The organism is Paenibacillus sp. GCM10027626 (assembly GCF_042676285.1).
GTDB lineage: Bacteria > Bacillota > Bacilli > Paenibacillales > Paenibacillaceae > Paenibacillus_Z.
This window is the reverse complement of sequence record NZ_JBHTHC010000002.1, coordinates 512,883-525,263: the sequence shown is the minus strand read 5'-3', so window position 1 is coordinate 525,263 and position 12,381 is coordinate 512,883. Positions and strand designations below refer to the sequence as shown.

Here is a 12,381-nt window from a genome sequence, read left to right as displayed (position 1 = left end):
CGCTCAAAAAGATCAACGCCCAATCGCCGTATAATCATCGTAATATTCCTCGATATTATACAATTCTGCAACTTCAAAGCCCTCAATCTCATAGCTCTCTGGCAATAATTCCGCGTCATCGGTCAAGGCTATCTCCTCCCCCGATGCTTGATCTATGAGCCCAAAGGAATAGGTTCCTAATGCAGTAGCCGTCACCTTGCCAAGCTGTTTTTCCCCGTTCCAGACCGACAGCCCATAATTAAACTCCCCCTGAACAACAATTGTACTGAAAGACGGCAGCGTGATCGATCTATATTCCGGCGGTTCACTATCGAACACCTCCAGGAAATCTACGATCGCTTCCCTGCCTGTATCTGAGCATACTGCCATGAAGCTTTTCAGGAACTTTTCCTTGTTGCTGAGCTCTTCGATATGTTTGGCTGTCGCGTCCCAGATCATATCCATAAGCTGTTCATCGTGCCCAATCAATTCTCTCCACTTTTCCAAACTATCAGAACTCCTTTCGCACTGCTCTTCACCCTTTTACAGCTCCAATTGTAATGCCCCCGACAAAATACTTTTGCAAAAACGGATAAACAACGGCGATCGGGAAAGTTACAATTATGGTCGTCGCCGCTCGCAGTGTAATCGGCGATACCTCGCGAAATTTATTATACAGCATGTGTTGATCCTGAATCATCTGCAGCGCTTGCACTTCAAGCAGCAAACGCTGCAAATACACTTGCAGCGTATCCCAGCTGCCGCTGGAATTGTACAATAAGACGTCAAACCATGAATTCCAGTGGCCGACAGCGGAAAATACCGCCGTAGCCGTAAACACCGGCAATGACATCGGAAATATAATTTGCCCGTAGATGCGCAATTCACTGCAGCCGTCCAGACGGGCGGACTCTACGACGGAATCCGGCAAGTTTTGAATATACGAATACATAATAAACATAAACCTCCCAGGCATCTATCGTGAAAAAAAAGGGCATCCTCGCAGCGATGCACCTTTTTGGTGAAGTAGATTTAACTTTTTATACTATGAAAAATGATTCCTTCGCTCCCGCGCCCGCATGATCGTAATTAAACGAAACGCCGCCGGCCAGGCAACCAGCCAGTCATTCAAACTGCCGCGGCCCGTCTCCTTGTCTGCAGCAAAGTTCCAGCGCGATGCAAAAAAAGCTTCATTCTGCGAGCCTGCCGGACGCTTCATGCCGTGTATGACCGTCTCGCCGTCTGAAATGCCAAGCAGGCTGTTGTTCCAGGCGGCACGGGCCAGCTGCTCCCATTGCTTCGCTTGCGTATGCTCCGCCAGCCGCTGCCAGTCGAAGGCGATCAGCGCCCCCCAAGGGTCCAAATGATGATGCTGCGTAGACACCGATGTCGCTCCATAGGTACGGTATTGATAAGCTGCGAATTCTGCTTGTTCATCGGTTATGACGTCATATAAGTAGCACCAGCTTAGCAGGTAGTAGCCGGCCTTCTCCGCATCCCGCAAATAATGGACCTCCCCGGTCCGTTCATAAAGATCCAATGCGGTTTTGAATAGCGGCCAGCCTGTTTCTTTATCGATGCAGTCGGTATCGAGCGCTCCGGCTGTACACTGCATCCGGTCGAGGTCTCGCCGGGCATAGAAGGAATAAGCTTGCTTGGCGCAGGCGAAGTATTGCTCGTCTCCCGTTAATTCATAAGCCTCCAATAGCGGGATGAGCAGGAAGGCTCCCCCAGTGCCTTTGCTTGACCGCGGCAAACCGTCCAATCCCCAGCTATGGCCAAAGCCGCTTTCCGGGTCATAATGCGTCACGAAAAAATCACAGATGGCAAGCGCAGCGTGCTTCCACTCCAATTTTACTTGACCGGCGTCAGCGACCAGGCGATAGGACTCTATAAGCTGCCAGGCAGCCCAAGCCAGATTGCATACATCTGCCGTATCATGTGGCCGCTGATCCCACAGCCCGTCCAGGGTGATCCGCATCAGCCCATTCGGCTGCTGTCCGCTGTTTCGAAGCCACGTATCCAGTACATCCGTACCGATTGTGGTCATTGCGTTATCGCCAGTGCGGAAGCCATGCGCAATGAAGGCTCTCGCCAGTGCCGCATTTTGCCCGCACCAGCCAATTTCCGTGCGATCCTGCTCGCGAAGCTTCCACTGCATTCCCGCCTTGCCCTTCAAATCGTGCGATCCTTCCGGCAAAAGGCCAATATTGAAATAAGTGCCGTATTCATCCTGCTGCAGCAGCGACTCCCGTGCAAACGTTAAGCTGAGGCTCCACACCTCATCCTCTGTGTATACAGGCTTCGTCTCGCGCTGCAGCAAGGAGTAAGCGCGATCATAAGCGGCAAACCAGCCCGTATTTGCCGCTTTGACTGCCGCGGCGGAAACATAAAATGTCACGCTGAATGTTCCGCCTGGCGGTATCAAATGCGTATGGCGAAACCCCTCGCTGTACATATCGCGCCCGGTATAGCTGATCGGTCCTTCCTGCTCGGGCCAATGAAGCCGGTGGATTATCCCTTCAGCAATTGGTTCAAGGGAGCATGCCGAGCGAAGGCTGTCCTGTTCAGCATCGGTTACAAATAAACCGATCGCATAGCGCTCATTTTCAGTGAAGCTGGCGGCAGGAATCCCTGTCCGGTCATAAGCAAATGTCCAGGGCCTCCCATTATAGGTTAGCCCCTTTGGCTCATTGCCCTCTCCCCAGCTGTTGCCATTGTAATTTACGCACGGAATCAGATAAAACTCCGGTACATAATGAGCAGCCAGCTCCAGCCGGAAAGATACCTCTGCCGCTTGATCGCTCTTATTCGTCCAAGTGCGTACTCCCTCATACAAACCATAATCGATCTGTCTGACGTTATCCACCATGGTCCAATTTGCCGAACGATAATAGACAGAGCAGCGGCTATGGTCGGCTGCCCTTTCCAATGATTTGACCTCTAACGAAACAAGACCGGACGAATCCTCCAGTCCGACAATTCCAACAAGATGATCTTGATAGATGCCCGCGAGAGGCTTGCCATCCGCCATAATTGACCATCCCGCTGCTCCGGCATGCAGTGTAAACTGAGATGGCTCTACGCGCTCCCGTTCCTTTGAAATGCTCAAGTTTGTGCCCTCCTTGGCCGATATACCCCCGATTATAAGAAGACTTCTCGTGAAAAGCAACGTCTTGAAATTTTGGATTTGTTCCGCTTTTTTTAGAAATTCCGACGCTGGATCATGCGAAGGAGCTGCTGGCGACGACTCCATACACCATCGCCCAAATAGCGGAATATTGCGGCTTCCTTGATGCCAGCCACTTCACCAACCGTTTCCGCAGGCGCGAAGGGATTACGCCGAGAGCTTATCGGGGGAAATAGCCGGCGGCTGAGGCCTGCAGGAAAAATCTTAAGCATCGACATCAGCAGTTACTTGGCCAAGCGTGGGTTTGCGGATCGAAGCGGACCAACAGCCTCCACAGTTGTAAGCCTCTCCTCGCTATTTCGCAATTCTCTCATAATGTCTGTTCGCTTTGAAAGCCAGAACAAGATACAGAATAATAGTCAGGGGCAACAGCATCCAGATGAAGCCTCGCATTACAGCAAACGGTGTTTCAAAAAGAAAGGCGCCCAAAAAATCTGTCCCCGTTTTTCCCACAACCCCGGCGTATAATACAGTGCTTTCGGATCCGTAAAAACGGTTGCGTCTATTGTGCCACATCCGCACTCCTAGGTGGGGCCGGACAGATTTGAACCCTCACGCCCAGTGGGCCTACTAAAAATGAACACCATTTTAGCTTACACTCCAACCTATTTATAGCAACCCTTATTTATCTCTATTCGTATTCCGTTCTGCTTGGCTCGTTTAGGATAAATTAGGAAAGAACCCCGCAATAGCCGGGGTTCTTTGATTAAATCTATCCGTATATGGCCTCTCTGGCGTCAACGGCGAATGTTCATGCTGTAGCCGCCAAACGAACCGGAAGCGAAGTTGAACCGGAAGCCGGACGCGCCGCCTCCGATATTGCCCCATAAATTTACGGTGGCGCCGGACGCGACCGTGATGTGGGTTGTATCGTCGCGGAACAGCGCTCCGCCCATGAGCAGATTGCCGGCGGAGACGGCCGCCGTGTTGTGATGAAAGGCGGCACCTTGCAGCACGAGCGATCCACCGGTAACTTGCAGGGCTGAATTGTATGATTCCATCGTCAGCATGTTGTAGATTTGCGCGACACCCCCGCTAACCGAGATTGCCGTTCCGCCGAGGCCGCAGCCGCAGCCTTCCGCATTGATGATCTTGGCGCCGCCGGTTCCCGTGCCGGTCACTCTGATCGTGTTCAGCGAACCGTCGGCCGCATTGTTGATCGCGGTGACGTTCGCGTTTGATTCCACGGTCAGTCCGGTATTCGAACCATAGACGAAATTGTTCAGCAAATGCTCGTTCTGGGCTCCCGACGTGACGACGAAGTTTTTGGCATTCGCTCGGGAATAGGCGAAAGCCACGCTCCACATCGTCGTCCCTTCGTCGACGATGTTCGGCAGCCCAGCCGCTCTCGACCAATGGGTGGCATTGAACAAACTGTCCTCGACCCAGCCTTCCGTCGCATTGCCGACGCGAATGCCTTCCTTAAGCACGAACCCGTTCACCTGATTAACGTAATGGTTGTTCGTCGAGACCACCGAAGCGAAATCCAGTCCCTTGTACGCATTGACGAACGTCACATCGAAGACGTAGACGGAATCCCCGCTGCCTTTGATCGTCCACGGGTACGCTCTAATGCTGGCGGAGCTCGTGTTCGATTGCTCCGGATAATGGATGGACAGCCCGCGCACGCCCGCATTCGCCCCGTTCAACTGGATGAATGGCGTATCCATGTCCGGCGTGGCCGTCCCTTTGCCTTCGTAGGCGTACAGGATCGTTCCCGAAGCGGGACCGTATTTGGCCGCGCGGTGGGGCACATCGTCGCTGCCCCGCAATTGTACTCCGGCCGGGACGGTCAAATGGGTATTGATGCGGTAAATGCCTGCCGGCAAGTACACGGTGCCGCCGCCGGCCGCGCCCGCGTCATTGAGCGCTGCCTGGATCGCCGCGGTATCATCGACTAGCGGATTGACGATGCTCGGTACGCCAGCCGCGTTATAAGGCGCCGATTTCACGTTGAAGAAGCTGCTCGAAGACGGGCCTGGCACGGAAGGTCGCCACGGATAGTTAGTCACGTTATGCTTGGTGAAAAAGTATCCCGTCTCTTGCCGCTTGACGTCGCCGCTGCTAGAATTCTCGAGCAGGTAGGCCGATCCGCCGGGCGAGAACACGCTTGCCAGAATCGTTGCCGAAGATGTGCCCGCCTGGAGCTGTATCCCTTTCTTCGTGGCGGAGAGCGTCGGCATGAACGTTGAATCCTCGACGACGAGTGTGCCCTTGTTGGCGATCAGACCGTACGTGCCTGACCAAGAGTCGAACGTCACGTTCTGAAATTCAGCCATCGTGTTGCCGAGCAGTTGCACCGCATTAACAGCGCCGCCGCCGATTGTGGAATTGTTGAAGAGGATGCTGGCGCCGTTGCTATTCGTAATTTTCACCGCGACAGGATTCGTGCCCTGGTTCGCACTGATCGTCGCGTTCGAAATATTGACGCCGACCCGGCTGTCCAGCGCGTTGACCAGCATGCCGATATTGCTGTTCTGTACGTCGATGCCAAACATCATGCCGGTGAAATTGATGCGCCGGCCGGCGTTGATGACGATGCCCACGTTGTAGTCGTACAGTACAACGTCAGCCATTTGATGCCACTCGACCCCTCTTAGTTCCAAGCCGGTGCCGTTCGCTCTCGTCCACGTATCGATCTGGGCCCGGGTCGGCTTCGTGGACGATACGGAAGCATCCATATTCGCCCAATAGCTGTTGTTAAACTTGACCCGGTCCACTTTACCAACATCTGCCGTGTCCTCCAAGTATATTGCGTTCGCCAACGCCGTTCCTTTGACGTTGCGAATCAAATGCATCTCGTGCGTCGCCAAGTAACCGGCACTGATGCCCCGATAAGAGTTCAGCATCGTTACGTTCTGGATCGAAGCGCTCATGTAGCCGTTGCCGGACAGCGCCCCGCCGAGAATTTCGAACGTATAAGGATAAGCGGTTGGGGCCGACGCGCTTTGGGTCGGATAGTAGACCGTAAGCCCTTTGACGCCTGCGCTGCCTCCGATGCGGAACAAGCCGGGATCGCCGGCGCTGCCGCTGGCGACGTTGGCCATAATTACAGTGCCGTAGCTGCCCGACCCGACATCGGGATCACGCCAGTCGCCGCGCAGCGTCACATGCTCCCTTACGATGATGCTGGACGTCACCTTGTATTTGCCCGCGGGCAGCCACACGACGCCGCCGCCGGCATTGTACACAGCATCGATCGCGCTCTGGATCGCCGACGTGGCGTCCGCCGCGCCCGTCGCGTCCGCGCCGTAGTCTGCCGCCGCGTCGACACTGGCGATAATGACGTCATCGGAAGGATAAACGGCCGTCGTTATGACCCGCGGATTAATTCCTGAACCGCCCGTTGAAGAGCCGGAGATCACTAAATCGTCGAAATAGCTGACGTATTGGCCGGTTTCGCTGTCGTTGGAGCCGTCGTAGGCGACCAATATTTTCGTAATTGTCTTCCCGGCCAGCGGGGACAAGTCGACGTCGACCTGCACCCATTGGTTGAGCGACTCGTTGCGGTGCGCGGGATGCATCCGTACCCCATTCGTATCGCTCAGCATCGAGTCGCGCAGCGTCGTGTTGTCGGAGAACACCAGATCGAAGCCCATACGCTGGCTCGTCGTCGCATGGGCATAATGGTAGACCCAATACGAGAGATGCATACCGCTCGTGACCGGAATCGATAAGCCGCCATAAATGCGGTGATAGGCATAACTGCTGGCCGCCGAGCTGACGTCTTTACCCGCCACCTGCAAGTAGCCGTCGCCCGAATGGGCAGCTATGCCTTGCGTGCCGCTGCTTGCCTGGTTCGCCTGCGGATTGCCGGCGAAGTTGTATCCGACAACGTTGGAAACCGGAAATTCGGGCGTGTCCGTCTCACCGAAATTCGTCCCTGTATCCCACGTCGCCGAGAACACGGTTGCCGCTTCCGCTCGTTCAGGCGGTACGATCAAACCGAAACACGCCATCACCAAAAAAGCAGTACTCAACAAGAACGCCGCGCCTTTCTCCCTCATCTTCGTTTCCTCCCCGGTTTTCGTAAACGCTTCCTAATAACCTTCGTCCGGCGCTAAAGGGTGCCAGTGATATAACAGCTATCTTCGATGCTTCCGAACCGGTATTCAAGAGGAATGGCCCCCTGTCCTCTCCTCCTTCCGCCCGCCTATTTCGAAACTTCATCGCGCAGTTGCAGCGTCTTCTTGTTCCATGCCTCGACCAGCGGGATGACGCTGCTCGGGTCCTTCCCGTCCAGGATGGTCTCCGACACCCAAGGCTGCCACCACATATATTCCGAGAACGCCGGAATCGTCGGCCCCGGAGCGATGCTGCCCATGTCCTTCGTCAGCTTCACCGCGCTGGTGTTTTTACCCTGCCAGAGAGGCGATTGGTCGATATAGGCGATCAATTCGTCGCTGATGACGGAAGCGTTCGCTCCGTGGTCGATTTTCCATTTCTGCGCTTCCATCTCGAATTGGAAGCTGATCCATTTGTACGCCGCGTCCTTGTATTTCGATCCCGCGAGTAAGGCGATCGGCCCGTAGATATGGTAAGTCGACTGCTTTACCTTGCCCCTCGGAAAAGGCAGCACGTCCCATTGGAATTTGGCCTCATTGCTGAGCGGCTCGAGCACCCAGTCACCGCCGATATCGAACAGAGTCTTCCCATTAATGAATTTGTCCACGGAACCTCCCAGTTCGGCCGATTTCTTATAGCCCGGAAGCGAACCGTCCTTCGTCATCAGCTCCTGCATCCATTTGATGTCGGCCAGAACGGCTGGCGAATTCAAGATGCTCTGGGTCAAATCCTCGTTCATGTAAGCTAAATTCGGTGCACTGCCGTTGGCCACTGCCATCGCGGTCGTGAAATGGCCAGCGAAGAGCGAATTGTTCGTCAAGCCGTATTCTCCGGCCACCGGATCGGTCGCGGCTTTCGCCATGCGGCGGAAGTCGTCGTACGTCCAATCGTTGGGCGGCATTTCCAGCCCATACTTATCCAGAAGATCCTTGTTCACGAGCACCCACATCGGAACGTCGACGAACGGAATCGCATACCGTTTCCCCCCGATTTCCATCGATTCGAAAAAGCCTTCGGGCAGCTTCACGTTCTTCAAGCTTTCATCCCGATCCATGTACGGCTTCAAATCTTCCAGGAGTCCCCCTTTGAGAAACGGGGTGAAATCTACGAGCCAAGCCAAATCGGCGGGCGTACCCGCCGATTCGAGGGCGGCGATTCTTTCCACGATCGTGTTATCGATATCCGCACCGCTGACAAGATCCGCTTCCACCGTAATCCACGGATATTTGGCATGGAACTTATCGTAAAGCTCCTGGTACGTGTTGTTCCATGTAATCAACTTGAGCGTGACGGGATCGTGCTTTTCTTCGGAGGGAGCCTCCGACGCCCCCGGTGTGCTCATACCCTCCGTTCCCGGCGCTGGCGTACTTCCACTTTGCGCCTCCTCGTTGTTTTTGCCACTGCACGCGGGCAGGATGGCGGTAAACATCAGTACGATAACGAGTAATAAGGCCGATAGTAATCGTCCACTTCTTTTCATTCGTTTTACCCTCCCGAATTAGTAAAAATGGATAACTTACGCATGACAATAACTTGTTGTTGCCGTTCGTTCCTCGTTCGGATCTTCGCCCTCACCTCCTCTCGGAATCTCTCCGTTACTCGCCCCCCGTGAGAACATGCAGAGGCCGGGAGACGGATAAATGATCGGCCGATGTGTAGCGAGTCTCTTCCACCTTCACCGTTATTACTTATTCATTAAATTAATTAAATAGACCCGAGCGCCAAATAGATTGACGTGCCAGCCGCCAGTGACGCAGTTCCGACGCTTGAGGTGCCTCAACCATTTGAACTAACCTACCTTCTGATGTTGTAAGCGGCTGTGCCCCTTGCTCCATTTGCATATTCAGCGGTAAATGCGCCTCCTCCGCCAATGTTTCCCCACAAATTGGCGCTGGCGCCAGCCCCCACGATGGCCTGTGGGCCGCTGTCCCTGAAAAAAGTGCCGTTAATCGTCACGTTTCCTCCCGTGATCCTGGCCGTATCATGAGGGAATGAGGCACCCTGGATGATCGTACTGCCCCCCGTGCTATACAACACATGTTCATAATTGTCCTTCGCGTTCCAATTAAATACACGTATCGTTCCGCCGCTATTGGCAAGACCGGTCGCCCCGGCACCGCCTTGTCCGTCATTGCTTTTATTGAAGTTAATATCCGTAACGCCCTCAATGTAATTGCTGCTGAAGAAGTTGACGAGCGTGACGCCGGATGGGCCTGTGCCGGTGACATGAATTGCGTTTCCGCGATGATCAGCCGCGCTGTTAATAACAGTCGCGCTGGCGTCTTCTTCAAATGTGAACGCTGTCATGAAATCGAATACGAATGCGTTGAGCATGTACTCGTTGCGCGCTCCCTCAGTTACCACATACGCTTTCAGATTGGATCCGACGTAAGTGCCCGCCACAGGAAACATCGTTACGTTTTCATACAAAGTCCCTTCAAGTCCGTAAGCCCGGCCCCAGTACGTAATGTTGAATAGAACGTGCTCGACCTGGCCGTCCGTACTGTTGCCGACACGGATGCCTTCCTTCAGCATCGTTCCGCCAACATGACTAATCAAGTGACCGTCCGTGCGGTGCGTTGCAAAATCAATGCCCTTGTACGGATTAACCAGAACCATGTCGTATACGTATACCCCGCTGCCATTACCGCGAATCGTCCATGGATAAGACACAATGTTGGCGGCTTCATCCGTCGCCTGCTCAGGGTAGTGCACGGACAGCCCGCGAACCCCAGCATGATCACCATTCAGCGTAATAAACGCCTGATCCGTTTCTGACGTTTTTGTGCCGCGGCCCTCATAGGCATAGAGAATCGTGCCCGTGGACGATCCATAGACAGCGGCCCTATGCGGAACGCCCTCGCTCCCCCGCAGCTCCACCCCGGCCGGTACAACGAGGTGGCCTTCCACTCTGTAAATGCCCGCGGGCATATATACCGTACCGCCCCCAGCCTCACCAGCTGCATTAAGCGCGTTTTGAATGACTGACGTATCGTCAATTATCGGTTGTGCATTTGATGGTGTGCCGGCCGCCCCGTAATCTTGCACATTGAAGAAATTCTCGCTCACCGGCTTCGGACTATCCGCTTGAGCCGGATAAGACGCGACATCGATTTGTTCAAACTTGTACCCCGTATCCTGCCTTTGAACATCTCCCGCGCTGCTATTATCAAGCAAGAAGTTTGGCGTACCAGTAAAGCTATTGCCCAGCAGCACAGCCGAGGACACCTTCCCTTGCAAATCAATCCCTTTCTTCACGGCAGTCAACTGCGGCAGGAAGGCAGAGCCTTCGACGGCAAGCGTGCCCTGATTCGCTACAATCGCATATTCGCCGGACCACTCGTCGAACGTGCAATTCTGAAAATTCGCGACCGCTTGTCCAAGAAGCTGCACCGCATGCTCCGCACCGCCGCCAACGATTGTGTTGTTAAACTGAATCATCGTATTATTGCTGCTAACAATACGGACAGCAGCTGAATGGACGCCTTGATTCGCCCGAAACGATGAATTGGCGATGACCATGCCGAGATGCTCCGGAATATTGCCAATCAAAAGCGCAACATTGCTATTCTCTACATGGACATCGAATAAATGCCCGTTAAACGAACGCCTGGCCGAAGTAATATCAATCCCCGTTCGATAATCAGACAAATGGATGTTCGAGAAACTGTCCCATTCAAGACCTGACAGTTCCATCCCTATACCGTTTTCACGTGTCCATACCTGAATTTTCCTGATCTCCGGTTTGGTCGAAGAAACGGATTCGTCCACACTTGCCCAGTACGAAGCGTTAAACCGGACATTCTCGACGTGGCTCACATCCGCGGAATCGTACAGTGCCATCCCCTTGTACAGCACTGTGCCTTTGACGTTCCGGATTGTATGCATTTCATGTGCAGTCGCGAATATCCCACGGTAACTGTTCAGCATTGTAACATTTTGGACGGTGGCGCACATATAACCGTCTTCCCCAAGCATCCGTCCTACAATTTGAAACGTATACGAGTACGGGATTGGCTTGCCGGCGGATTGTTCGGGATAGTAAACGGTGAGACTGTCGGCGCCCGCGCTGCCCCAAATGCGGAATAGCCCCGGGTCCGTCTCTGTGCCATCCTTCCCCGCGTACGCCATAATAACCGCGCCGTAGCTGCCAGATCCTTTGTCGGGATCCCTCCTGTCTCCGCGTAGGGTCACGTGGTTGCGAATGTCGATCGTGCGGCTTACTTTATATGTGCCCTCGGGTATGTAGACGACACCCCCGCCAGCTTTATACACAGCGTCAATAGCGTCCTGAATGGCATCGGACGCGTCAAAAGCGCCGGTCGTATCTGCGTCGAACGGCGCATCCGTTACAACCGCGTTCGCCACAATACGATCAGCTGAGGGAAACACCGTCGATACGAGACGAGGCGCACCCAACTTCACCGAAAAATCGGTTCCTGTTATGATCAAATCATCGAAAAAACTCATATATGGACCTCCTTCACTAGGTGTTTCATTGTCATAGGCAACCAGAATCGCAGTAATGAGCTTCCCCTTCAACGGTGATAACTCGACTTCCACTTTCGTCCACTCATCCAACACGCCATCGCGCGACGTGGGGTGCATCCGGACACCTTTCGTATCGGTAACCCCTGAATCGCGAAGTGTCGTATTATCGGAGAATACAAGATCAATGGACATATGCCGGCTTGCCGTATAGGCATGATGAAGCGCCATATATGTCATCCTCGTATCGTCTGCTATCTTAATGCTTAAGCCCTCAAACACTCGATGATACGCATGACTATTCCCCTTGGGGTTGATATCTTGGCCGGATACCTGTAAATAGCCGTCGCCGGAATAAGCTGTGACCCCCTGCTCTCCGCTACCTGCTCTAAAAGCCTGCGGTTCCCCTTTTCCATCGTAACCAACAACATGGGACAAATGTTGTAAAGCCTTCACCATCCCCCACTCCGGGGCAGCCGTTGTGGCGGTGTTCGCGTCTGTGCCCGTTTCCGTGTCCCACGTCGCCTTAAAAAGCACATCAGGCGATGCCGGTGATGGCTGAAACCAATACCATGCCACTACCGCTACGACGAGCAAGAAGACCCCACACACCCCAAATGTCAACGCTTTCTTTGGGCTCTTCAAAAAATCACTCCCTC

Annotated in this window: 7 protein-coding genes; 1 reads left to right on the top strand and 6 read right to left on the bottom strand. The window is 53.9% G+C overall.

What is annotated here, in order from left to right; genetic code table 11:
• Positions 1 to 12 precede the first annotated feature (12 nt).
• The 3 genes from ACFQ0N_RS06155 to ACFQ0N_RS06145 form a co-directional block, all read right to left on the bottom strand.
• Positions 13 to 486: a hypothetical protein gene (locus tag ACFQ0N_RS06155; protein WP_379323885.1), complete on the bottom strand. Its 474-nt coding sequence runs from the start codon at positions 484 to 486 to the stop codon at positions 13 to 15.
• Positions 487 to 514: 28 nt separating this feature from the next.
• On the bottom strand, positions 515 to 940 hold the full coding sequence (locus ACFQ0N_RS06150; RefSeq protein WP_379323883.1) for a carbohydrate ABC transporter permease: 426 nt from the start codon (positions 938 to 940) through the stop codon (positions 515 to 517).
• Between the two features lie 84 nt (positions 941 to 1,024).
• Positions 1,025 to 3,091 carry a hypothetical protein gene (locus tag ACFQ0N_RS06145; protein ID WP_379323881.1) on the bottom strand — a complete coding sequence of 689 codons (2,067 nt, stop codon included), beginning with the start codon at positions 3,089 to 3,091 and terminating at the stop codon, positions 1,025 to 1,027.
• Between the two features lie 98 nt (positions 3,092 to 3,189).
• Between ACFQ0N_RS06145 and ACFQ0N_RS06140 the strand changes: the two genes are divergently transcribed.
• The gene (locus ACFQ0N_RS06140) at positions 3,190 to 3,345 is read left to right on the top strand and encodes a helix-turn-helix transcriptional regulator (RefSeq protein WP_379324293.1); all 156 of its coding nucleotides are present in this window, start codon (positions 3,190 to 3,192) and stop codon (positions 3,343 to 3,345) included.
• A 561-nt stretch (positions 3,346 to 3,906) separates the two neighbouring features.
• Here ACFQ0N_RS06140 and ACFQ0N_RS06135 read toward each other — a convergent pair.
• The 3 genes from ACFQ0N_RS06135 to ACFQ0N_RS06125 all read right to left on the bottom strand — a co-directional run bounded on the left by ACFQ0N_RS06135 (position 3,907) and on the right by ACFQ0N_RS06125 (position 12,367).
• The gene (locus tag ACFQ0N_RS06135) at positions 3,907 to 7,176 is read right to left on the bottom strand and encodes a glycosyl hydrolase family 28-related protein (RefSeq protein WP_379323879.1); all 3,270 of its coding nucleotides are present in this window, start codon (positions 7,174 to 7,176) and stop codon (positions 3,907 to 3,909) included.
• A 146-nt stretch (positions 7,177 to 7,322) separates the two neighbouring features.
• Entirely contained in the window at positions 7,323 to 8,714 is a 1,392-nt protein-coding gene (locus ACFQ0N_RS06130) for an ABC transporter substrate-binding protein (RefSeq protein WP_379323877.1), read from the bottom strand.
• Between the two features lie 314 nt (positions 8,715 to 9,028).
• Complete coding sequence (locus ACFQ0N_RS06125) at positions 9,029 to 12,367, bottom strand: glycosyl hydrolase family 28-related protein (protein WP_379323875.1); 3,339 nt, start codon at positions 12,365 to 12,367, stop codon at positions 9,029 to 9,031.
• Positions 12,368 to 12,381: the final 14 nt, after the last annotated feature.